Source organism: Luteimonas aestuarii, from assembly GCF_004357985.1.
GTDB lineage: Bacteria > Pseudomonadota > Gammaproteobacteria > Xanthomonadales > Xanthomonadaceae > Luteimonas > Luteimonas aestuarii.
Window position 1 is genome coordinate 182,268 of the sequence record NZ_SMTF01000004.1, and the last position, 23,356, is coordinate 205,623.

General features: G+C 67.5%; 21 protein-coding genes. 7 read left to right on the forward strand and 14 right to left on the reverse strand.

The window, feature by feature from the left end; all coding sequences use genetic code 11:
- The first annotated feature begins 9 nt into the window (after positions 1–9).
- Positions 10–1,203, forward strand: coding sequence for an MFS transporter (locus tag E2F46_RS07925; RefSeq protein ID WP_133321603.1), 1,194 nt, complete (start codon positions 10–12; stop codon positions 1,201–1,203).
- A gap of 17 nt (positions 1,204–1,220) precedes the next feature.
- Here the strand turns inward: E2F46_RS07925 and E2F46_RS07930 are convergent, their stop codons facing one another.
- On the reverse strand, positions 1,221–1,721 hold the full coding sequence (locus E2F46_RS07930) for a transcriptional repressor (protein ID WP_133321535.1): 501 nt from the start codon (positions 1,719–1,721) through the stop codon (positions 1,221–1,223).
- Positions 1,722–1,752: 31 nt separating this feature from the next.
- Positions 1,753–3,165, reverse strand: coding sequence for a glutamate--tRNA ligase (gene gltX / locus E2F46_RS07935; RefSeq protein WP_133321536.1), 1,413 nt, complete (start codon positions 3,163–3,165; stop codon positions 1,753–1,755).
- Positions 3,166–3,277: 112 nt separating this feature from the next.
- Between gltX and lpxH the strand changes: the two genes are divergently transcribed.
- Positions 3,278–4,009 carry a UDP-2,3-diacylglucosamine diphosphatase gene (gene lpxH / locus E2F46_RS07940; protein WP_133321537.1) on the forward strand — a complete coding sequence of 244 codons (732 nt, stop codon included), beginning with the start codon at positions 3,278–3,280 and terminating at the stop codon, positions 4,007–4,009.
- A 342-nt stretch (positions 4,010–4,351) separates the two neighbouring features.
- On the opposite strand, the gene E2F46_RS07945 is transcribed toward lpxH, so the two are convergent.
- From E2F46_RS07945 to E2F46_RS07970, 6 genes are all read right to left on the reverse strand, one after another.
- A complete protein-coding gene (locus E2F46_RS07945; RefSeq protein WP_133321538.1) occupies positions 4,352–5,209 on the reverse strand; it encodes a ferritin-like domain-containing protein in 858 nt (285 codons plus the stop codon).
- Positions 5,175–6,647, reverse strand: coding sequence for an amidophosphoribosyltransferase (gene purF / locus E2F46_RS07950; protein WP_133321539.1), 1,473 nt, complete (start codon positions 6,645–6,647; stop codon positions 5,175–5,177). The genes E2F46_RS07945 and purF overlap by 35 nt, the downstream gene beginning before the upstream one ends.
- Before the next feature lie 36 nt (positions 6,648–6,683).
- A complete protein-coding gene (locus E2F46_RS07955) occupies positions 6,684–7,676 on the reverse strand; it encodes an SPOR domain-containing protein (RefSeq protein WP_133321540.1) in 993 nt (330 codons plus the stop codon).
- Positions 7,677–7,746: 70 nt separating this feature from the next.
- Positions 7,747–9,012, reverse strand: coding sequence for a bifunctional tetrahydrofolate synthase/dihydrofolate synthase (gene folC / locus E2F46_RS07960; RefSeq protein WP_133321541.1), 1,266 nt, complete (start codon positions 9,010–9,012; stop codon positions 7,747–7,749).
- Between the two features lie 121 nt (positions 9,013–9,133).
- A complete protein-coding gene (locus tag E2F46_RS07965) occupies positions 9,134–9,778 on the reverse strand; it encodes a histidine phosphatase family protein (RefSeq protein WP_133321542.1) in 645 nt (214 codons plus the stop codon).
- 93 nt (positions 9,779–9,871) lie between these two features.
- Positions 9,872–12,037 carry a S46 family peptidase gene (locus tag E2F46_RS07970; protein ID WP_133321543.1) on the reverse strand — a complete coding sequence of 722 codons (2,166 nt, stop codon included), beginning with the start codon at positions 12,035–12,037 and terminating at the stop codon, positions 9,872–9,874.
- Between the two features lie 159 nt (positions 12,038–12,196).
- Here E2F46_RS07970 and tdh point away from each other — a divergent pair, with 159 nt between their 5' ends.
- Both tdh and kbl read left to right on the forward strand, forming a co-directional pair.
- The gene (tdh, locus tag E2F46_RS07975; RefSeq protein ID WP_207949550.1) at positions 12,197–13,231 is read left to right on the forward strand and encodes an L-threonine 3-dehydrogenase; all 1,035 of its coding nucleotides are present in this window, start codon (positions 12,197–12,199) and stop codon (positions 13,229–13,231) included.
- Positions 13,232–13,312: 81 nt separating this feature from the next.
- On the forward strand, positions 13,313–14,506 hold the full coding sequence (kbl, locus tag E2F46_RS07980) for a glycine C-acetyltransferase (protein WP_133321544.1): 1,194 nt from the start codon (positions 13,313–13,315) through the stop codon (positions 14,504–14,506).
- 6 nt (positions 14,507–14,512) lie between these two features.
- On the opposite strand, the gene E2F46_RS07985 is transcribed toward kbl, so the two are convergent.
- The 3 genes from E2F46_RS07985 to E2F46_RS07995 form a co-directional block, all read right to left on the reverse strand.
- Positions 14,513–15,262 (reverse strand): pseudouridine synthase, encoded by a 750-nt coding sequence (locus tag E2F46_RS07985; protein WP_165967397.1) that lies wholly within the window; start codon positions 15,260–15,262, stop codon positions 14,513–14,515.
- A gap of 88 nt (positions 15,263–15,350) precedes the next feature.
- Complete coding sequence (locus E2F46_RS07990; protein ID WP_243720350.1) at positions 15,351–15,848, reverse strand: hypothetical protein; 498 nt, start codon at positions 15,846–15,848, stop codon at positions 15,351–15,353.
- A gap of 268 nt (positions 15,849–16,116) precedes the next feature.
- The gene (locus E2F46_RS07995; protein ID WP_133321546.1) at positions 16,117–17,178 is read right to left on the reverse strand and encodes an OmpA family protein; all 1,062 of its coding nucleotides are present in this window, start codon (positions 17,176–17,178) and stop codon (positions 16,117–16,119) included.
- Between the two features lie 252 nt (positions 17,179–17,430).
- On the opposite strand from E2F46_RS07995, the gene E2F46_RS08000 reads away from it, so the two are divergent.
- From E2F46_RS08000 to E2F46_RS08010, 3 genes are all read left to right on the forward strand, one after another.
- Positions 17,431–19,470 (forward strand): NADPH-dependent 2,4-dienoyl-CoA reductase, encoded by a 2,040-nt coding sequence (locus E2F46_RS08000; protein ID WP_133321547.1) that lies wholly within the window; start codon positions 17,431–17,433, stop codon positions 19,468–19,470.
- A gap of 319 nt (positions 19,471–19,789) precedes the next feature.
- Positions 19,790–20,248: a cell wall hydrolase gene (locus E2F46_RS08005; RefSeq protein WP_133321548.1), complete on the forward strand. Its 459-nt coding sequence runs from the start codon at positions 19,790–19,792 to the stop codon at positions 20,246–20,248.
- 110 nt (positions 20,249–20,358) lie between these two features.
- A complete protein-coding gene (locus E2F46_RS08010) occupies positions 20,359–20,964 on the forward strand; it encodes a glutathione S-transferase family protein (protein WP_133321549.1) in 606 nt (201 codons plus the stop codon).
- A 27-nt stretch (positions 20,965–20,991) separates the two neighbouring features.
- Here E2F46_RS08010 and prpF read toward each other — a convergent pair whose 3' ends face one another.
- From prpF to E2F46_RS08025, 3 genes are all read right to left on the reverse strand, one after another.
- Positions 20,992–22,182 carry a 2-methylaconitate cis-trans isomerase PrpF gene (prpF, locus tag E2F46_RS08015; protein WP_133321550.1) on the reverse strand — a complete coding sequence of 397 codons (1,191 nt, stop codon included), beginning with the start codon at positions 22,180–22,182 and terminating at the stop codon, positions 20,992–20,994.
- A gap of 29 nt (positions 22,183–22,211) precedes the next feature.
- Positions 22,212–22,763 (reverse strand): 2'-5' RNA ligase family protein, encoded by a 552-nt coding sequence (locus E2F46_RS08020; RefSeq protein WP_133321551.1) that lies wholly within the window; start codon positions 22,761–22,763, stop codon positions 22,212–22,214.
- A gap of 87 nt (positions 22,764–22,850) precedes the next feature.
- The gene (locus tag E2F46_RS08025; RefSeq protein WP_133321552.1) at positions 22,851–23,315 is read right to left on the reverse strand and encodes an SRPBCC family protein; all 465 of its coding nucleotides are present in this window, start codon (positions 23,313–23,315) and stop codon (positions 22,851–22,853) included.
- Positions 23,316–23,356: the final 41 nt, after the last annotated feature.

The following is a 23,356-nucleotide window of genomic DNA, read 5'->3' on the forward strand; positions in this document are numbered from 1 at the left end:
GCGACGGCGATGTTGCTCATCACCATGGGCATCCGCCAGTCGCTGGGCCTTTACGTGCAGCCGATCGCACTGGACACGGGGCTGGGCATTGCGAGTATCAGTTTTGCGCTCGCCATCGGCCAACTGGTCTGGGGCGCGGTGCAGCCCGCCTTCGGCGCTTGGGCGGACCAGCGCGGCAGCGGCCGCGTACTGGTCGTGGGCGGGCTGTTGCTGTTCACCGGCATGGCGCTGGCGCCGATGTTCCAGGGCGGCTGGGGCCTGGCAATGACGCTGGGCGTGCTTGCGGCCGCCGGTGCGGGTGCGGGCAGCTTCTCGGTGCTGATCGGCGCGACGGCAAGCGCGATTCCCGCGGAGAAGCGCTCGATGGCGGCCGGCGTGATCAATGCCGGCGGTTCGGCCGGCCAGTTCGCGTTCGCGCCGCTCACGCAGGCGGTGATCAGCGGGTTCGGATGGATGGCGGCGATGTGGACGATGGCCCTGGCCGCCCTCGCCACGCTACCGCTGGCATGGCCGCTGCGACGCAGGCAGGTACAGGGCGATACCGCGCCCAACGCCGCAGCTGTCGTCGCGGCGCCCGTCGGGGGCATCACGCTCGGCGAGCAGTTGCGGATCGCGATCCGCGACCGAAGCTACTGGTGCCTGCACATCGGCTTCTTCACCTGCGGCTTCCACATCGCTTTCCTGGTCACCCACCTGCCGACGGAAATCGCGCTATGCGGCCTGCCCGGCAGCGTGTCGGCGATCTCGCTCGCAGTGATCGGGTTGTGCAACATCGCCGGCAGCCTGGCGGTGGGCTGGCTGGGGCAGCACTACCGGATGAAGTCGCTGCTGGCGCTGATGTATGCCAGCCGCGCCGCGTTGATCGTGGTGTACCTGCTGTCGCCGCCCACGCCCACGACGTTCTACCTGTTCGCGGCCGGGTTGGGCGCGACCTGGCTGGCCACGGTGCCGCCCACCGCCGGCATCATCGGCAAGCTGTTCGGACCGCGCTACCTCGCCACCCTGTTCGGCTTCGCCTTGCTCTCGCACCAGGTGGGCGGCTTCTTCGGCGCATGGCTGGGTGGCCTGGCGATCGAGCGGCTCGGCGACTACACGTGGATGTGGTACGCCGACATCGTGCTGGCGCTGCTGGCTGCTGCGTTCAACCTGCCGATCCGGGAAGGCTCGCCGCGCAAGACGGCTGCCGCGCCACAGGCCGTGTAGGGCCCTCCCCCACGGATTCAGTCAGGCTCGTTTGCCGCGCACGCCGCGCACAGGCCGTGCACTTCAAGCGTCTGCGCCTGCGGCACGAAACCCAGCGCGCGTGCGCGTTCGTCGAGCGATGCCACCACCTGCTCGTCCTCCAGCTCCACCGCGTTGTGGCAGCGGTCGCAGATCAGGAACGGCACCGAATGCTGGTCGCTGTTGGGATGGTGGCAGGCGACGAAGGCGTTGACCGACTGCAGCTTGTGGATGAAGCCGTTGGCCAGCAGGAAATCCAGCGCGCGGTAGACCGTGGGCGGCGCGTCCGCACCCGCGCCCTTGCCGCTGCGCACCCTGTCCAGCAGATCGTAGGCCTTGACCGGCTTGCCGGCCTCGGCGATCAGGCCCAGCACACGCGCTCGGATCGGCGTCAGCCGCAGGCCCCGCTCGGCGCAGGCCTTTTCGACCGCGCGCACGAAGCCCTTCGCGTCATGCACGTGGTGGTGCGGGTCGGTGCAGGCGTGGTCGTGCTTGCTCATGTCCACATGATGGTGCCGAAGGCCGCCGGTCTCAACCCGAGTCGCCGGCCGGCACCCTGGCAATGGCCGCGTCGATGCGGGCCAGCGCCTCGTCGCGCCCGGCCAGGTAGACGGTATGCGAGATGTCGGGGCTCACCTGGGTGCCGGTGATCGCCACCCGCAACGGCTGCGCCACCTTGCCCATGCCCAGTCCCAACGCTTCGGCGGTGGCGTGCAGCGCTTCGCCGACCGCCTCGGCGCTCCAGTCGGCCAGCGCGGCCAAGCGTTCGCGCGCCTCGCGCAGCGGCGCATCGGCGCCGGCCTTGAGGTGCTTCGCGACGGCGGCTTCGTCGTAATGCGCCAGCGGCCCGAACCAGATGGCGGCACGCTCGGCCATTTCCTTCAGCGTCTGCACCCGGTCGCGCAGCGCCAGCACGATGTCGGCAGGCGCGGGACCCTTCGGCAGGTCGTAACCGGCCTGCAGCAGGTGCCATTCCAGATGCGTCGCAACGGCAGCCGGGTCGTCGTTCTTCAGGTACTGTTGGTTGAGCCAGCCCAGCTTGGCCGGATCCAGCCGCGAGGCCTTCGCGTTCACGTCCTTCAACGCGAACAACTGCTGCATCTCGGCGATGCTGAAGATCTCCTGGTCGCCATGCGACCAGCCCAACCGAACCAGGTAGTTGAGCAGCGCGTGCGGCAGGTAGCCGGCATCGCGGTACTGCATCACGTCGGCGGCACCGGTGCGCTTGGACAGCTTCGCGCCCTGCTCGTCGAGGATCATCGGCAAATGCGCGAACGCGGGCACAGGCGCACCCAGCGCTTCGTACAGGTTGATCTGTCGCGGGGTGTTGTTGACGTGGTCGTCGCCGCGCACCACGTCGGTGATGCGCATGTCGATGTCGTCCACCACCACGGCGAAGTTGTAGGTGGCGTAGCCGTCCGGGCGGAAGATCACCAGGTCGTCGAGCTCGCTGTTGGCGATCTCGATGCGGCCCTTGACCTTGTCGTCCCACGCCACCACGCCGTCGATGGGGTTCCTGAACCGGATGACGCGGTTCGGGTCGTCACGCTTCGGTTCATTGCGGTCACGGTAGGCGCCGTTGTAGCGCGGCTTGTCGCCCTTGGCCATGGCGGCTTCGCGCATGGCATCGAGTTCTTCCTTCGACTCGTAGGCGTAGTAGGCCTTGCCTTCCGCCACCAGTCGCTCCGCCATCTCGCGATAGCGGTCGAGGCGATGCGTCTGGTAGACCGGGCCTTCGTCGTAGTCCAGTCCCAGCCATGCCATTGCATCGAGGATCGCGTCGATCGCTGCCTGCGTGCTCCGCTCACGATCGGTGTCCTCGATGCGCAGCACGAATTCGCCTCCTCGGTGCCGCGCTTCCAGCCAGCAGTACAGCGCGGTGCGCGCACCGCCGATGTGCAGGTAACCGGTGGGGCTGGGGGCGAAGCGGGTACGGCAGGACATGGCGAAGGGACTGCAAGGGAAAGGCGGGATTTTAACGTAGGCCGGGCCTCGGCCCGTCGTTCGTTGGACGATGTGGGTGCAGGCGGGTCGAGACCCGCCCTACAATCAGGCCATGACCACGCTTTTCGTTTCGGACCTGCACCTCGACCCGGTGCGTCCGCAGGCCACGCGCCTGTTCCTCGAATTCCTCGCCGGCGAGGCGCGCAACGCCGATGCGCTGTACATCCTCGGCGACCTGTTCGAGGCCTGGGTGGGCGACGACGATCCGTCGGACACCGGCGCCGCGGTTGCCGAAAGCCTGCACGCCATGTCCGCCGTCGGCATATCGGTGTATTTCCAGCGCGGCAACCGCGACTTCCTGCTGGCCAACGACTACGCGCGCCGCGCCGGCATCACGGTCCTGCCCGACCCCGCCGTGGTGCTGCTGCACGGCAATCCCGTGCTGCTGACGCACGGCGACCTGCTTTGCACCGACGACGCCGCCTACCAGCAATTCCGCGCACAGACCCGCGACCCCGGCTGGCAGGCGCGCTTCCTGGCGCAGCCTCTGGAAGCACGCATCGCGTTTGCCGCCCAGGCGCGCGCCGCCAGCCAGGCACGGCAGGGCGAGTTGCGAGATGCCGGCACGATGGAAACCATCACCGATGTCGCCGCTTCCACGGTCGACGAATACTTCACCCGTTATGGCGTGAACACCATGATCCACGGCCACACGCACCGCCCGGCGATCCACGCGCTCGACGTGGATGGACGCGAACGTCGCCGCATCGTGCTGGGCGACTGGTATGAGCAGGGCTCGGTACTGCGCGTGGATGCGGACGGGTTTCGCCTGTTTTCATTGTAGGAGCGCCCATGGGCGGGACCGGGAAAAACGGATTCCGCTCCCGATCCCGGTCCGTGCAGGCGCAGGTCCGATGCCACCGCAAGTCGCGGCCCGATATCCGCCTGGTTGCGGTGACATCGGACCTGCGCGGACAGACCATCGCCCTTACGATGGAAGAGCGAAACAGCTTGTTCTTGCACTGGCCTTCCTGCTGAGGTGCCTGCCGGGGCCATGCCGACCAAGCGGATATCGGGCCGCGACCCGGCGTGGCACCGGCAGGCGCCTCCGGGTGTCCCCGCTGTTCCCGGATCGGGAGAAGAACCGAAAAGTCGCGGGCGCGCCGATCGCGGGCATGGCCCGCTCCTACACGCGGCCGGCGGATTCCATCAACGCGGCCAACTCTTCCTCGCTGAAGCCTGCTGCACTGCGCGCCTCGACGTTGAACGGCCCGTGCAGTACCGCGCGCGCGTACTCGGACAGCAACTCGCGGAACTTCGGCTCGGGCGCGATGCCGCGCTGTTCACAGTACCAGCGGAACCAACGGCTGCCGGCGGCGACGTGCGCCACTTCCTCGCGCAGGATCACCTCGAGGATCTGAACCGTGTCCTCGTCACCCAGCGCGCGCAGCTTCATGATCATCCCGGGCGTCACGTCCAGCCCGCGCGCTTCCAGCACGCGCGGCACCAGTGCCATGCGCGCAAGGCCATCGTGCGCGGTCTTCTCGCACATTTCCCACAGGCCATTGTGGGCGTCGAAATCGCCGTAGTCGTGGCCCAGCGCGCGCAACCGGGCGAGCAGCAGCGTGAAGTGCCGTGCCTCGTCGTCGGCGATGCGTACCCAGTCAAGGTAGAACGCATGCGGCAAGCCACGGAAGCGGTACGCCGCATCCCACGCCAGGTCCACCGCGTTGAGCTCGATGTGCGCGATGGAATGGACGAACGCCGCCCTGCCCTCCGTGCTGCCGAATCCTCGCCGCGGCAGCTCGCGCGGGTGCACCAGCGCGGGACGCGTTGGTCGACCGGGCATTCGGATCGGCTCGGGCTCCGACCCACCGGCGGGGATGGCCAGCTCACCGCGCAGGAAGGCCGCCGCATGGCGATGCGTCAGCGCGATCTTGTCTTCAATGGACGCCGCATCGAGGCACTCGCGCGCGGCGTCGAACAGCGTCGGCATCGCCGCGCCGCGATCAGAGCGCGAGGCGACGCTGGCGCTTGGCGTCATCCGAACGCGACTGCTTGATGCCTTCGAAATACCCCGGTTCCACGCCGGTCACGTACTCGCCGCTGAAGCACGAGGTATCGAACTTCATGCCCGGGAACTTCGGCCCGGCGACGGCGGCCTCGAGGTCGGACAGGTCCTGGTAGACCAGCCAGTCGCAGCCGATCATGCGCTCGACTTCTTCTTCCGTACGCCCATGCGCGATCAGCTCCTCGGGCGTGGGCATGTCGATGCCGTAGATGTTCGGGTGCCGCACCGGCGGCGCCGCGGAGGCCAGGTACACCTTGCGCGCACCGGCATCGCGCGCCATCTGCACGATCTGCTGCGAGGTGGTGCCGCGGACGATGGAATCGTCCACCAGCAGCACCACGCGGTTGCGGAATTCCAGCGGGATCGGGTTGAGCTTGCGCTTCACCGATTTCACCCGCTCGCCCTGCCCTGGCATGATGAAGGTGCGGCCGACGTAGCGGTTCTTGATGAAGCCCTCGCGGTACTTCACGCCCAACACGTTGGCGATCTCCAGCGCGGCGTCGCGCGAGGTGTCGGGGATCGGGATGACGGTGTCGATGTCGTGGTCCGGGCGCAGGCGCAGGATCTTCTCGCCCAGGGTCACGCCCATGCGCATGCGCGCCTTGTGCACCGAGATGTTCTCGATCATGGAGTCGGGACGCGCGAAGTACACGTACTCGAAGATGCATGGCGAATGCGCTTCCGGCTCCGCGCACTGGCGCGTGTGCAGTTCGCCGCGCGCGGTGATCACCACGCCCTCGCCCGGCGCGATGTCGCGCATGCGCTCGAAGCCCAGGATGTCCAAAGCCACCGATTCCGACGCCACGGCGTACTCGTTCCCGGCCTCGGTCTCGCGCTTGCCCAGCACCAGCGGACGGATGCCGTGCGGATCGCGGAACGCCACCAGGCCCAGGCCCAGCACCGTCGCCACCACCGCATAGCCGCCGCGCGAGCGACGCGCGACGCCCTCGATGGCGCGGAACGCCGCCTCCGGGGTGAGCGTGCGGCTCTTGTCCAGCTCGTGCGCGAACACGTTGAGCAGCACTTCCGAGTCGGAATGCGTGTTGATGTTGCGACGGTCCTGCTCGAACACCTCGCGGCGCAGCGCATCCGTGTTGATCAGGTTGCCGTTGTGCGCCAGCGCGATGCCGTAGGGCGAGTTGACGTAGAACGGCTGGGCCTCGTCGCTGCCCTCGCTGCCGGCGGTGGGATAGCGGCAGTGCGCGATGCCGACGCGGCCTTCGAGAAGCGACATCGCCTTGGCGTTGAACACGTCCCGCACCAGGCCGTTGCCCTTTTGTACCCGCAGCTGGGTGCCGTTGGCGGTGGCGATGCCTGCAGCGTCCTGGCCGCGGTGCTGGAGGACGGTCAGGCCGTCGTACAGCGCTGCCGCGACCTCGGTGGTGCCTACGATGCCGACGATGCCGCACATGGGGTGTGTTTCCGCTGGGAAGGGGAGCGCGAGGGCTCAGGGATGCTGGCGGACCAGCCCGTCGATACCGACACGCGCCTTGACCTGCGACTTCAGCCGCTCGGCCTCGGCGCGGTCGACGACCGGCCCGGCCTTCACCCGAGTCAGCCGCCCCTTGTCGGTGTCGACGGTATCGGTGAACGCGGTGATGCCCTGCGCGCGCAGGCGATCGCGCAGCACGGTGGCATCCTCGGCCTTGCTGAAGGCGCCCAGCTGGACCACGAAGCCAACGCCCGGCGCGGCGGCCGGCGGCGGCGCAACAGGCGGTCGTGCGGGTGTTGGTGCAGGTTCGGTACGCGGTGGTGTCGCCGCTTGCGCCGGCGGCGGGGTCGGCTGTGCAGGCGTTGCGGCCGGCGGCGGCGCGGTCACCGCGGCAGGCGTCGCAGGCGCAGGACTGGCCGCGGATGCAGGCGTGGCACGGTCGGCGGCATCCAGCGCCACCACGCGCGGCGACACGTCGCTGCGCACGCTGGCCGCGCGCAGGCGCACGGTTTCCGCCTCGGCGCGCGTTGCATACGGTCCCAGGCGCACCCGCTGCGCACTGCGGCCATTGAGCGTATACGCCTCGGCATAGCCATCGAGTGCCGCTTCGCGCAGGACGCGCAGCACGGCTTGTGCGTCGGCCTCGGTGGCGAACGACGCGTAGTGCACCACGTAGTCGCCACCGGCCACGGTGGCCGGCAGCGGCACGCCATCGGCCTCGGCGACATCGCCATCCTGCGACGCCGTGGCCGTGTCGACCGTGGGCAGCGCGTCGCCACCCAGCGCATCCGGCGTGCCGAGCGCGCCGGACTCCGGTGCCTGCGCGGGCGTGACCAGCGGCAGGTCGACGGTACGGAAGCCGGACGTGGGGGCATCGGGCACGCGCAGCGACAGGTCGGAGACGCCGCTGTCCGGCGCAGGCCCCTTGACCAGCATCGGCAGGAAGATCACCGCCAGCGCGACCAGCACGGCCGCGCCGATCAGGCGCTGTTTGAGTCGTGGATCCATCGGGCCGGGCACGGGGAACGGGGGCGGTGCGAATTATACGCCCCGGCTTCCACCGCTTGCCTGACGAGGCTTAACCGGGTGCCAGCACGCGCAGTGCTTCGACCGCGGCGTGGAACGAGCCGAACACCAGCACGCGATCGCCCGCCTGCGCCTGCGCCATGGCCTCAGGCAGGGCCTGCGCCACGTGGTCCTGGACTCGCGCGGCAGCCGCTGGCGTGCCGGCCAGGCGTCGCGCCAGCACGCCTGCCTCCAGCCCACGCGCACCGGCATCGGTACTGCCCGCCAGCCACCATTGGTCGACGCCACCGGCAACGGCCTCGACCACGGCGACGACATCCTTGTCGGCCAGTGCCGCGTACACCGCATGGGTGCGTCCCGCCACCGGCACCGCGCGCAACCATGCCGCCAACGCGCCGGCGGCCTGCGGGTTGTGGCCCACGTCCACCAGCACGTCGATGCCACCGACCCCGAAACGCTGCAGGCGGCCTTGCACCTGCGCCGCCGGTACGCCCCGCGCGAAGGCGTCTTGCGGCAGTTCCACGTCCAGCGCGCGCAATGCCGCGATGGCGGTGGCGGCATTTCGCAGTTGCACCGGCGCCGCCAGCGCGGGCATTGGCAGCATCATGTCGAAGTTCAACTCGCGCCAGCGCCAGTGCGCACCATCCACGGACTCGAAGAAGAAATCGCTGCCGGCGCGGATCGCCGACGCGCCGATCGCGTACGCATGTCGCAGCACGCTGGCCGGCGGGTCGTCATCGCCCAGCACCAGTGGCTTCCATGCGCGGGCGATGCCCGCCTTTTCGAAACCGATGGCCTCGCGATCGTCGCCCAGCCAGTCCTGGTGGTCCAGGTCGACCGTGGTGACCACGGCCACATCGGCATCCACCACGTTGGTCGCATCCAGCCGGCCCCCAAGGCCGACCTCGAGGATGGCGAGGTCGAGTTGGCTGCGCTGGAACAGCCACAGCGCCGCCAGCGTGCCGAACTCGAAGTAGGTCAGCGGCGTCTGGCCACGCGCGGACTCGACGGCGGCGAAGGCCCCGACCAACGCACCGTCGTCGGCATCACGGCCGTCGATGCGCACGCGCTCGTTGTAACGCAGCAGGTGCGGCGAGGTGTAGGCGCCGGTGCGCAGCCCGGCCGCACGCGCGATCGCCTCGACGAAGGCGACGGTCGAGCCCTTGCCATTGGTGCCGGCCACGGTGACGACATGCGCTGCGGGCCGCGCCAGCGCCATGCGCGCCGCGACCTCGCGCACGCGATCAAGCCCCATCTCGACAGGGCGCGGATGCTGGCGCTCGATGTAGGCCAGCCACTGGTCCAATGTCTTCGGCATGCGCGGATTGTAGGGCGGGTCTAGACCCGCCACTACGATGGTTACGGACCTTCGCGTGCGTGTCCCGCGTTGTTGGAGTACGGGCGCGGAGGATCGACGTGAAGGCGGGTCGAGACCCGCCCTACAGCGCGCGGTGCACGGCCTCGCCGAAGAACGCGGTGTGGTGTGCGCAATCGTTGAGGCGGACCACCTCGAGGCGATCGATGTCGTCGCCTTCCAGCAGGTTCAGCGTGGTCGGTGCCTGGCGGAAGGTCCACAACCGCGAGAACGGGATGCCCAGCACGCGGCAGAGGATCACGCGGTTCACCGCATCGTGTGCCACCACCAGCAGCGTGTCCTGCGGCCCCAGGCCTTCGCAGGCCCAGGCCAGTGCCTGCCAGGCACGCGTGTACACCTGGTGCAGCGATTCGCCGCCCGGCATCTGCACGGTGTCGGGCGATTCGCGCCACTCGCGCAGCAGGTCGGGATCGCGCGCGCCGATCTCGCTGGCGAGCAGGCCTTCCCAGGTCCCGTGCGCGATTTCCATCAGGCCCGCGTCGGTGGTCAGCATCTCTGCGCGCAGCTCGCCCAGCGCCAGTTGCGCGGTGCGATACGCGCGCCCGAGCGGCGAGCTGATCGCACGGTCGATGCGCACGTCGTGCAGGCGTTCACCCAACAGTCGCGCCTGCTTCTCGCCCACCGGCGACAGCGGGATGTCCTCCTGCCCCTGGTAGCGGCCTTCGGCATTCCACGGCGTTTCACCATGGCGGGCAAGCAGGATTCTCATGCGGGGCGTTCCGGACGGGGGAGCGTCCCGGCGTGGCGGGACGCGCGACAGTCTAAGCGAAGGCGGCCCGCACCGGCAGGCCGCAATATCACCTCAGCGCGCGGCCGGCACGCCGAGTTCTTCCAGCAGCTGCGGCGCCGGATACACCTCCTGCATGATCCAGCGCATGTAGCGCTGGTCCACGGAAATGGTGCGGGTCATGTCGGGATCGAACACCCAGTTCGAACTGACCGACTCCCAATTCATGTCGAACAACAGTCCAACGAGGCGCCCGTGCGCGTCCAGCACGGGCGAACCGGAGTTGCCGCCGGTCACGTCCAGGTCCGACAGGAAATTCACCGGTACGGTACGCAGGCGACGATCGACAAGGCCACCGAAACGCCTTTCGGCCACGGCATCCAGCAACGCCTGCGGCGCATCGAAGGGTTCCTCGCCGGTCGCCTTCTGCACCACGCCCTCCACGCCGGTGAACGGCTGCTGCACGCTGCCGTCGAGCTTGGTGTACGGCTTGACGTTGCCGAACGTGATGCGCAGCGACGAATTGGCATCCGGATAGACGAACCCGCCCTGGCTGGCCCGGTAATCGGCCACCGCGCGCAGGTACACCGGCAGCGCCGCCAGACGCTCTCCGGCACGGGTTTTCTGCGCCTGCTCCATCTCCAGCAGCGTCGGCATCATCGCCACCGCGTAGCGGATCGCCGGGTCGCGGCTGGCCTCGAATGCCTTGCGATCGGCGGTGAACCAGTGCATGCGCTGGCCGGCATCGACCATCTGGGTATCCCCCAGCCGGTCGAGCGCGCGCGAGACCGCCTCGGCATCGTGTCCGTCCAGCCATGCATCGAAGGTCGCCAGCCGCTGCGCTTCCGGCACCTGCACATACGCGTTCAGCCAGTAGCGCTGCAGTTCGCGGTCCATCGCCGCGACATAGCGTCGGTCCATCTGCTTGAGGCTGCCTTCGATGGTGGGCAGGTCGCGCTCCTGGTAGCCCTGCTCGCGCTCGGCATCGGGTTTCTCGCGCTCGATGGACAGGCGGTACAGGCGGATCGCGGTGGACACAGCGCCGGTGCCGTTGAACATCCGGAACGCCAGGTCGCGCTCGCGGGTGTCGCGCTCGCCCTCGTTCAAGGCCACCAGCGCCGCATGCGCCTCACGTGCCGCAGCGCCCTCGTCGCCCCGCCCCGCCAGCCAGGCCAGCACCGCGGCTTCTTCCTCGTGCTTGCGCGCGGAGGCGCCCACGCGTGAGAAGCCTTCCAGCTGGCCGTCGTAGTTCTTCGCGGTGTTTTCCCAGCCGCGCATGGTGCTGGCGTATTTCACCTCGATGTCCGGATCGGCCTTGCCCGCGGCATCCACCAGGGCAATCAGCGCCTTGTAATGCCGACTGATGACGGGATAGGTCCACTGCTCGGTTTCGTCGAACTCACCGGCCAGCGCATAGCGGCTTGTCCGGCCCGGGTAGCCCGCCGCCATCACGAAATCGCCGGGGCCCAGCGGACGATCGGCGATCTTCAGCCAGTGGCGCGGTTGGTACGGCACGTTGTCTTCCGCAAAGGCCGCGGGCTTGCCATCGGGACCGACGTAGGCGCGGTAGAAGGCGAAGTCGCCGGTATGCCGCGGCCACATCCAGTTGTCGATCTCGCCGCCGTAGCTGCCCACGCTGCCGGGCGGCGCATACGCCAGCCGCACGTCGCTGATTTCCATGTTGCGGAACAGGCGGTAATCATTGCCGCCGAGGAAGCTGTACAGGCGGCAGCGATAACCTGCCTCGGCTTCGCAATCGGCGATGAGTTGTTTCTCGATGGCATCCAGTGCCTGCGCGCGGGCCAGCGCGTCGCCAGCCGCGGCCATGGCGCCGTGCACGGCCTCGGTCACGTCGTCGATGGTTTCGAGCACGTAGATGCGCGCATTCGGCCCGGCACTCAGCTCTTCGGCATGGGTCGGCGCGTTGAAACCGTCGCGCATCAGGTTGTTCTCGGGCGTGGAGTTCAGCTGGATGGCGCCATACGCACAATGGTGGTTGGTGGCGACCAGGCCCTGTGGCGAGACGAAGCTGGCGGTGCATCCACCAAGGGACACCACCGCGCCGAGCGGATCGCCGGTCAGGTCGGCCAGTTGCTGCGGGTCGAGCTTCAGCCCGGCCTTTTTCAGCGGCGCGGAGATCTCGGGCAGCTGCTGCGGCACCCACATGCCCTCGACGGCGTGGGCGGCACCGCAGCCCAGGGCGGCGATGGCAATGGCAGTGGCGGAATGGCGAAGGCGCATGCGTCGGGGTTCCGGTGTGGCGATGGCGCCGAGTGTATCCAGCCCGCCACTGCACCGACCATGACCATGGTCATGCCCACCAGCCTCCGGCGTGGAGGGGCGAAATGCACCCCCGGCGTATAATCGAAGCCTCTTTGACGCGACGAGACGGGCATCCCGATGGGCCGAATGATGAAGGCGCTGGTGAAGCGCGAAGCCGCCAAGGGCATCTGGATGGAAGAAGTGCCGGTCCCCGCCCCCGGCCCCAACGAAGTGCTGATCAAGCTGGAGAAGACCGCCATCTGCGGCACCGACCTGCACATCTACCTGTGGGACGAGTGGAGCCAGCGCACGATCAAGCCAGGCCTGGTCATCGGCCATGAGTTCGTCGGTCGCATCGCCGAGATCGGCCCCGGGGTCACCGGCTACGAGATCGGCCAGCGCGTGTCGGCCGAAGGCCACATCGTGTGCGGACACTGCCGCAACTGCCGCGCCGGCAAGCAGCACCTGTGCCCCAATACCGTCGGCATCGGCGTGAATCGCGATGGCGCCTTCGCCGAATACATCGTCATGCCGGCCACCAACCTGTGGCCGATCCCGGACCAGATCCCGAGCGAGCTGGCCGCGTTCTTCGACCCCTATGGCAATGCCGCACACTGCGCGCTGGAGTTCGACGTGGTCGGCGAGGACGTGCTGATCACCGGCGCCGGGCCGATCGGCGTGATGGCCGCGGGCATCTGCAAGCACATCGGCGCGCGCAACGTGGTTGTCACCGACGTCAACGATTACCGCCTCAAGCTGGCTGCCGACATGGGCGCCACGCGCGTGGTCAACGTCAGCAAGACCCCGCTGAAGGACGTGATGGCCGACCTGCACCTGGAAGGCTTCGACGTGGGGCTGGAGATGAGCGGCAACCCGCATGCCTTCAACGACATGCTGGGCGCGATGTACAACGGCGGCAAGGTCGCCCTGCTCGGCATCCTGCCAAAGGGCGCCGGCATCGACTGGGACCGCATCATCTTCAAGGGCCTCACCGTGCAGGGCATCTACGGCCGCCGCATGTACGAGACCTGGTACAAGATGACGCAGCTCGTGCTCTCGGGTTTCCCGCTGCACAAGGTGCTCAGCCACCAGTTGCCTGCCGATGACTTCCAGAAGGGCTTCGACCTGATGGAATCGGGCAAGTCCGGCAAGGTGGTGCTGTCCTGGAACTGACGTTCCGGGATTGACTCGGGGCGGGTCCTCCCCGCCGCACTATCTCCTTGGCGGGTCGAGACCCGCCCTACGGGAATCGACATGTCCTTGACCCAACGCTACGCCACTACGCTCGACGAGATCCGCGACGCCGGACTGTTCAAGTCCGAGCGCATCATCACCAGTCCGCAGTCGGCCGAGGTCACGCTGGCCGATGGCCGCACCGTGCTGAACTTCTGTGCGAACAACTACCTCGGACTCGCCGACCACCCCGACATCATCGCCTCCGCGAAGGACGCATTGGACACGCATGGCTTCGGCATGGCGTCGGTGCGCTTCATCTGCGGCACGCAGGACCTGCACAAGCAGCTGGAGAAAACCATCTCCGGCTTCTTCGGCAAGGACGACACCATCCTCTATGCCGCCTGCTTCGACGCCAATGGCGGCCTGTTCGAACCGCTGCTCGACGAGAACGACGCCATCATCTCCGACGCGCTGAACCATGCCTCGATCATCGATGGCGTGCGCCTGTGCAAGGCCAAGCGCTTCCGCTACGCCAACTGCGACATGGCCGACCTGGAGGCGCAACTGCAGGCCGCAGAGGCCGCGGGCTGCCGGACCAAGCTGATCACCACCGATGGCGTGTTCTCGATGGATGGCTTCATCGCGCCGCTGGACGAAATCACCGCGCTGGCGAAGCAGTACGGCGCACTGGTACACATCGACGAGTGCCATGCCACCGGTTTCCTCGGCGCCACCGGGCGCGGCTCGGCGGAAGTCAAGGGCGTGCTGGATCGCATCGACATCATCACCGGCACCCTGGGCAAGGCCATGGGCGGCGCATTGGGCGGCTTCACCACGGCGGGCGCCGAGGTGATCGAGCTGTTGCGCCAGCGCTCGCGCCCGTATCTCTTCTCCAATTCCCTGCCTCCACACGTGGTGGCCGCGGGGATCAAGGCGTTCGAGATGCTCGATGCCGCAGGCGACCTGCGCGAACGCTTGCAGGACAACACCAGGTACTTCCGCGAGCGAATGACCGCCGCAGGCTTCGATATCAAGCCCGGCGTACATCCGATCGCCCCGGTGATGCTGTACGACGCCCCGCTCGCGCAGCGCTTCGCCCAGCGGCTGCTGGAGGAAGGCATCTATGCCATCGGTTTCTTCTTCCCGGTGGTACCCAAGGGCCAGGCCCGCATCCGCACCCAGATGAGCGCCGCGCATACCCGCGAGCACCTTGACCGCGCCATCGATGCCTTCATCCGCATCGGCCGCGAACTAGGCGTAGTGAAAGGCTGACCGGCGCTAGCGCGCCTCGCCCGACAGCGCCTGTATTTCGGCTGCGGTGAGCGGGCGCCATTGACCCTTGGGCAGGTCGCCCAGTCCGACGGACCCGATCGAAACGCGCACCAGCCGCAGCACGTTGATATCAAGCGCCGCCAGCAGCCGACGGATCTGGCGATTGCGGCCTTCGTCGAGCGATAGCTCCAGCCACGCGTTGCGCTGCCCCTGGCGCAGCACGCGCGCAGCCGCCACCGAGAGCCATTCGCCGTTGTCTTCCGTTCCGGCCTGCAACCGCTGCAGCAGTGCGGCGTCTGGCAAGGTATCGACCTGCACGTGGTAGGTCTTGGCCGGTCCGCTCCTTGGATCAGTGATCTGTGCCGCCCATGCCGGGTCGCTGGAAAACAGCAGCAGGCCTTCGCTGGCCTTGTCCAGGCGACCCACTGGCGAGATCCAGCCAAGTGGAGGATCGTCGTCGAAGCATCGGTAGACCGTCTCCCGACCACGCTCATCGCGCACCGTGGTGACCAGCCCCCGCGGCTTGTTGAGCATCAGGTAACGATGCGCAGCGGCGAACACCGGCTCGCCATCAACCTCGACCCCGGGGTGGTCCAGATCGAGCGGGCACTCGGGATCGGACACCACGCGACCATCGATCCGCACCCGACCCGCCCGCACCAGCCGCTCTGCCTCGCTGCGCGAGCACAGGCCACGCTTGGACAGCACGCGCGCGATGCCGTGGCGTGGTGCCGCTGGCTTGCCCTTGCGACTCATCCGACGCGATTGCCTGACAGCAAGGCATCGCGCGCCAAAGCAAACGGCCCGCGCAAGCGGGCCGTCAGCGCGATACCTGCCGGCAAGGTCACTGCTCGGTCTGGGGCGCCGCCACTTCCGCCTCGGCGGGCTCGGCTGCACTCGCACGGCGACCCGCGCTGTAGCCATTCGCCTGCAGCCATGCATCGAAATCGTCCGCCGTCATGCGTTTGCCGTTCTGGGTCATGTTGAACCGGTACGGCGTGTTATCGAATTCGGTCTTCTTGACGTAGCCCTCGGCGGCCGCGTGCACCACGGGCGCGGCCTGCATCGCCGCGGCACGACAGCCTTCGGCGCGAATCCGCAGCAGCACGTTCTCGAGACTCTGCCTGTCGTCGAATGCCGGAGCCAGCACGCCGCGCTGTGAACCAAGCTGGGGGTTCGCGGCAACGAACTCGACGGCCACGGGCGACAGGACGGTCGCACCCGCGACCTGTGCCTGTGCCGCAGGGATGCCTTGGCATTGGGGCGTCGAGGCGAAAGCGGGGAGAGCAGCGAAGAGGGCCAGGCCGGCCAGCGTGGAACGGATCATGGTGGTCTGCTTCATCTGGAACGGGTAGGGCGAGTGTAGCAGCGCACCGAAAGGATGCCATCCAGCAGGTCCGATTTCTCGCGCCCCGACGCATGCCCATCGGGGCGATCTAGAAAGCGATGCGCGGTTCAACATGCAGCCGCCACGGCATTGCCGCAGAGGGACACAACCGCCAGCGCGGCGTGCACATGGTCGATCGACAGGCATCACCGGCGCGCCCCCGAAAGCACGAAGCCCGGCACAAGGCCGGGCTTCGTGGTGTAGCGACAAGCGTGTACGTCGATTACTGCTGGACGTTCAGCTCGGTACGGCGGTTGGTCTCGTTGCGGCAGCCCGGCTGGGTCTGCGCGGTCGGAACCAGCGGACGGCTCTCGCCGTAACCGATCGGACCGGACAGACGGCTGGACGCGATGCCGTTGCTGGTCAGGTAGTCGTACACGGCGCGGGCGCGACGCTCGGACAGACCCTGGTTGTAGGCTTCGGCACCGCACAGGTCGGTGTGACCGGCCACTTCGACACGCAGGTCGGGGTAGCGACGCAGGATTTCGACGGCCTCGTTGAGGATGGCCACTGCATCAGGACGCAGGGTGGCGCGGTCGAAATCGAAGTTCACGCCATTCAGGTCGATCGTGATCGGAGCCGGCGGCGGCGGCGGCGGCGGGGCGGGAGCCGGCGGCGGCGGCGGCGGCGGGGCAACCGGAGCGGTCGGCGCCGGGCCCAACGGGATCAGCACGCCAACGGAAGCCACGAGGTCGGTGAAATAGCTCTCTTCCATCGAATGCGGGTAGCCACCCCAATCCGGGCCGGTCGATGCGGCGACGCTCTGGTCGTCGAAATCGACGCGATAGGCGAGCTGCGCACGCACGGCGACACGATTGGTGAAGGTGCCCTGCAGACCCGCACCGATCTTGGCGGCCAGATTGCCATCCTTGCGCTCGGCCGGCGAGGCGGCACTGGCGATCTCGTACTCTTCCTCCGAACGCTGGTATCCCAAACCGAACAGCAGGTAAGGGTTCCAGGCGCGCGCGTCGTTGATGAAGTGGCGACGCATATCCAGAGAGATACCGTACTGGCTCCAGTTCAGATCGCGGTTTGCGCCAGAGATGTTTTCGTCGAAACGCGGGTTCTGGTAATTCAGCTCGCCCTCGATGGACCAATTGGGGCTGACGAACTTGCCCAGACCGAGACCGCCGACAACCGCGTCGCTCGTCCGACGGTCGCCGTCTTGGAAGTTGTACCCGGTCGAGGCGGAGATGTACCAACGATCGTCGAACTCCTGGGCGTTGGCGGCTCCGGCCAGACCCAGGCTACCCAGCAGGGCAGCGCAGAGGAGTTTGTGCTTCATGTTTAGAGCTCCTTACATGGAATGGATATGCAGTACGGGGACTAGGACAGGCACTTCGTACCCACCTTCCGAGCGCAGACTAGGGTCCGCGCTGTGAAGACGGCGTTAACACTAACATAACATCGTTCGGTGCGACAAGAATTCGTGGTGTCGCAATGAATGCGCAAGGCTGGGTTAAGGAAGGTTCCCGCCGCGACAGATAACAGGCATGCTTCATCCATACGGAAGCGTATCGAGCGAGCGCCGACCACAATGAACCCAACCCACCCGTCCCACGCAACTCCATACCCCCACTTGTCGGCACCCCTGGATCTGGGATTCACCGCGATCCGCAACCGGGTGCTGATGGGGTCGATTCATACCGGTCTCGAGGACCGCCGGCGCGATTTCCCGAAGCTGGCCGCGTATTTCGCCGAGCGGGCGGCCGGCGGCGTCGGACTCATCGTCACTGGGGGCTTTTCCCCGAATGTCGAAGGCTGGCTGAAGCCCTTCGCCGGCAAGCTCGGCTGGCCGTGGGAGGCGCGCAAGCATCGCCAGGTCACCGATGCCGTACACGCGCACGGCGCGAAGATCTGCCTGCAGCTGCTGCATGCCGGCCGGTACGCCTACCACCCGCTGTCGGTGGCGCCGTCGCGCTTGAAGGCACCGATCAATCCCTTCACCCCCCGGGCGCTCGGCACGCGTGGCGTCGAACGCACGATCGACGCCTTCGCACACTCCGCGCGACTGGCTCGCGAAGGCGGCTACGACGGCGTCGAGGTCATGGGCTCCGAGGGCTATCTGATTAACCAGTTCCTCAGTGCCCGCACCAATCGGCGCACCGACCAGTGGGGTGGCAGCGTCGAACAACGCATGCGCTTCGCCACCGAGATCGTGCGCCGCGTGCGCGATGCCTGCGGCCCGGACTTCATCATCATCCATCGCCTGTCGATGCTGGAGCTGGTACCGGAAGGCTCGGATTGGGACGACATCGTTGCGCAGGCGAAAGCCATCGAGGCGGCTGGCGCAACCATCCTCAACACCGGCATCGGTTGGCATGAGGCGCGCATCCCCACCATCGCCACCTCCGTGCCCCGTGCCGCGTTCGCCGATGTCACCGCGCAGCTCAAGCCACATGTCTCGCTGCCGCTGGTGGCGACCAACCGCATCAACATGCCCGACGTGGCCGAACGCATCCTCGCCGAGGGCAAGGCCGACATGGTGTCGATGGCGCGGCCACTGCTGGCTGATCCGCAATGGGTGCGAAAGGCGTTGGCCGGCAAGCCCGAGTCCATCAATACCTGCATCGCCTGCAACCAGGCGTGCCTGGACCACGTGTTCGAGAACAAGCGCGCCAGCTGCCTGGTGAATCCGCGTGCCTGCGCCGAGACCGAGCTCAACTACCCGCCATCGGCGACAAGGAAACGGATCGCGGTGGTCGGCGCCGGACCAGCGGGACTGATGTGTGCGACGGTCGCGGCCGAACGTGGCCATGAGGTCGTGCTGTTCGACGCCGCCGCCGAGATCGGGGGCCAGTTCAACCTTGCCAAGAAGATCCCCGGCAAGGAGGAGTTCCACGAAACCCTGCGCTGGTTCGGCCATCGCATCGTGGAAACCGGCGTGCAGCTGAAGCTTTCGACCGAAGCCACGCCGATTGAATTGCAGGGGTTCGACAACGTCGTGCTGGCCACGGGCGTGGTGCCGCGACAGGTGGATTTCCCGGGGCACGACCATCCGAAGGTCATCAACTACCTCGACGTCCTGCGTCGCACCGTGGTGCCTGGACGTTGCGCGGCGATCATCGGTGCGGGGGGCATCGGTTTCGACGTTGCCGAATTCCTGGTCCACGACGGCCCCTCGCCTAGCCTTGATCCCCAAGCCTGGATGCGTGAATGGGGCGTGGACCCGTCGTATCGGGCGCCCGGGGGATTGGCACCGCCCAAGGTGCATCCGCCCGCGCGCGAAGTCTGGCTGCTGCAGCGCAGCCCGGGACGGCCGGGCGCGCGCCTTGGCAAGACCACCGGGTGGATCCACCGCGCCACCCTGAAGCAGAAGCAGGTGCGCATGCTGGGTGGCGTGGAATACCTGGGCGTGGATGACGACGGCCTGCGCATCCGCGTCGATGGCAGCGAACAGCTGCTTCCCGTCGACCATGTGGTGGTCTGTGCCGGCCAAGAGCCGAACCGGGCGCTGGCGACGGCACTCGAGGCGACCGGAACCGCGGTCCACCTCATCGGCGGCGCCGATGTCGCGGCAGAACTGGATGCCAAGCGTGCCATCGCACAGGCCGCCCGCTTGGCTGCCGGGCTTTAGGAAACGCCCGCAAGTCCTTGACGCTACAGCGCCCACGCGCCGCATTCAGAATAAAAACTCCAATCCAATCAAGGATTTCTGATTGCGCATTCAGGCGCGGTTGGGGCCGACGCCCTTACCTTGCGCGCACTTTTCCCGCCCCAGATCTGGCGGGAACCGGCCCGGCCGCGACACGCGCGGCTTCGGTGCCCGGGCGAAGCGCCATCTAGAGCCGCCGCCCTCCCCAATACGCCATGTCCGCCTCAGTACGCTCGGCGCGTCTCCCTGCACGGGGACCGGAGCGCACCCAAGCGGGCGCAACGCAGCAAGGAGTTTCCCGATGCAACTGGCCTGGATCCTGTGGTTGGCCTCCGTCCTTCCACCACAAGCCGCCGATTCGCTCTGCCTGAGCGCCACGGTCTACCTCGAAGCGCGCGACCAGTCCGCCCGTGGCCAGCAGGCCGTGGCCGAAGTCGCGCTGCGCCGCGAGGAAAGCGGCCTGTGGGGCGACTCGATGTGCGACGTGGTGACCGCGCGCAAGCAGTTCGCGCCGACCATCGTGTCGCCGCGCACCCGCCTCGGCAACACCGAAGCCTGGGCGCAGGCGGTCAGCATCGCCATCGAATCCGAGCGCAACTGGGCCCTGCCACCGGGCGAGCGCAAGGAGATCGTGCCCGGCGCCAGCCACTTCATGGCGCATGCCATCGCCGCACCCAGCTGGCGCAATGCCTACCAGGTCGCGACCATCGGCGACCACACCTTCCTGCGGGTGCAGAGGCTGCGTCCACGCGAGGGCTGATGGCGCGCGCGCCGGTCGACGCATGGACGACATGGTCCGTTTCATTGCACGGCACATCGCATGCCCCGTGACGGCGCATGATTCGGCTCCCCTACTGGAGCCGGATACCGATGAAGCTTTACACCTCCCCGGGCGCTTGTTCGCTGGCCGACCACATTGCCCTGCAGTGGATCGGCCAGCCCTTCGAGGCCGTGCTGGTCACGCGCGAGCAGCGCAACACGCCTGAATTCCTGGCACTCAACCCCGCCGGCGCCGTTCCGGTGTTCGAGCGCGATGGCTGGGTACTGACGCAGAACGCTGCCATCCTCAACTATCTCGCCGACGCCTTCCCCGATGCGAGGCTGGGCGGTGATGGCACGCCGGAAGGCCGCGCCGAAGTGAACCGCTGGCTTGCCTTGCTCAATGCCGACGTGCATCCCGCGTTCCATCCCTACTTCGGCAGCACCGCGTGGCTGGGTGAAGATGTGGCCGCGAAAACGAAGGAGGCCGCAGGCGCGAAGCTCCGCGGCTTTTTCGAGCGCATCGACACGCAGCTCGCGGGCAAGGATTGGCTGGTCGGCGACCGCTCGATCGCCGACCCCTACCTGTTCGTGGTCACGCGCTGGGCGAAGGGCATGAAGGTGGACCTTGGTGGCCTTTCGAACCTGGCCGCGCACTTCGAGCGCATGCGCAACGATGCCGGCGTGCAGGCCGCGCTCAAGGCCGAAGGCATCTAACGCACTGCGTGCGTGCCGGCGCGGCGATCAGAAGGCGTCGCCCGGCACGCGCACCGCACCTTCCATCAACACACGCGCACTACGGCTCATCACCGCCTTCGTCACCGCCCACTTGCCATCCACCTGCGCGACGTCCGCGCCCACGCGCAGCGTACCGGAGGGATGGCCGAAGACCAGCACCTCGCGCGTGCCGCCACCGGCGGCTGCATTCACCAGCGTTCCCGGCACTGCGGCCGCCGTCGCGATGGCAACCGAGGCGGTGCCCATCATCGCGTGGTGCAACTTGCCCATCGACATGGCGCGCGCCAGCAGATCGATGTTCGCTGCGGCCACCGGCTTGCCACTCGATGACACGTAGTCCTTGGGCGGCGCTACGAACGCAACCTTCGGCGTCAGCGGACGCTTGGCCGCCGCTGCGACGTCAGCCACCAGACCCATGCGCACCGCACCGTGCGCGCGGATGGCTTCCAGCGTACCGAGCGCGTTGGCATCCTCGTTGATCGCGCCCTGCAGTTCGGTGCCGTCGTAGCCAAGCGCCGTGGCATCGACGAAGACCACCGGCACACCGGCATTGATCAGCGTGGCCTTGAAGGTTCCCACGCCTGGCACGTCCAGTTCGTCGACCAGGTTCCCGGTCGGGAACATTGCGCCCCCCTCGCCTTCGCCGTCATCCGCGGGATCGATGAATTCCAGCTGCACTTCCGCCGCCGGGAACGTCACGCCATCGAGCTCGAAATCGCCGGTTTCCTGCACCTCGCCGCCAGCCACGGGCACATGCGCGACAATCGTCTTGCCGATGTTGGCCTGCCAGATGCGCACCGTCACGATGCCGTTGTCGGGAATGCGTGCCGCGTCGATGAACCCGTTGGCAATGGCGAACGGCCCGACCGCCGAAGACAGGTTGCCGCAGTTGCCGCTCCAGTCGATGAAGGCATCGTTGATCGGCACCTGGCCATACAGGTAGTCCACGTCATGCCCGGGTTGCGTGGCCGGCGAAATGATCACCACCTTGCTGGTGCTCGAGGTCGCCCCGCCCATCCCATCGGTGTGCTTGCCATACGGGTCGGGCGAGCCGATGACGCGCAACAGCAGCGCATCGCGCACGGGGCCGGGGGCCTGTGCCTGCGCGGGCAGGTCTTCGAGCCGGAAGAAGACCCCCTTGGACGTGCCACCACGCATGTAGGTGGCGGGGATGCGGAGCTGGCGTTTGGACGTCATCGAAAATTCCGGATGGATGGAGTGGCGGGTCAGAACAACCCGGGCTGCGCAACGGGAGGATCGATCTCCGGCAGGAGCGGCCACCGGTCGATGACTTCGTAGCGATACGGATCGCCACCGCCAACGACCAGGCAGAGCTCGTCGATGGTCCAGGCAATCGGCGGATCGAGGGCGAGCGTGTCGAAAGCGTCCGATGCGTTGTAACTCAGGGTCATGTGCGGCGTGACCCCGGTGGCGATGCCCTCGTAGCCCGCGTGCACCAGACCCTGCCGCACCTGCCGGAGCAGCGATGAAAACGCCTTGGGGACTCCGCGTGCACGCAGGGTGCAATGCGCCCTGTCCGCCCCGGCACGCGGCCCCTCCACGCGGTTGAAATGCAGGGTGCATGCGTGCGCGGAAAGCGTCTTGCCCAGCTTCGACAAGGCATCCTTGTCCCGCGCACTGGGCGAGTAGATGCGCTCGGAGAAGGATTGATGCCAGTTCTCCGGCACGAACAGGCGACTTCCGAGTCGCTGCGGCACCTCCAACTGGACAAGGCGACGCAGCGTGCCCTCCACCCATGTCGGCGGAGGCAAGGCCATCAGCAGCAGACGTGGCGCCGCTGCTGCGTTCGTGCGGTTCCCGCGCGCGGACTCCCTCATCGACTCTCTCGACGCCATCACCCGAACTCACGCTCCATCGGGGATTTCCGGCTCTACCAGCCTTGCCAACAGCTCGAGCGACTCCTGCCAGCCCTGGTAACAGAAATCCACCGGGATCGCGGCGGGAATACCCTCCTGCACCACGTTGAGTTCAGTGCCGGCAACGCTCTTCTTCAACGCAATCGTCACCTGCATCTGGCCCGGCAATCCGGGATTGTCGAACTGGTCGGTGTAGCGCAGCAATTCGTTGTCCACCAGCTCCACGTAGGTGCCGCCGAAGGCATGGCTGGACCCGGTGCTGAAATTGGTGAACGACATCCTGTAGCCGCCGCCAACGCGGGCATCCATCGCGTGGACCTTGCCGGTGAAGCCGTGCGGCGGCAGCCACTTCACCATCGCGTCCGGGTCCAGGAAGGCGCGATAGACACGCTCAGGCGGCGCGCGCAGCACGCGGTGCAGGCGGACGGTGCCGGGGGCGGTATTGTCGGACATGATCGGTCTCCTTCGGGTTGGGTGTACCGATACGACGAACG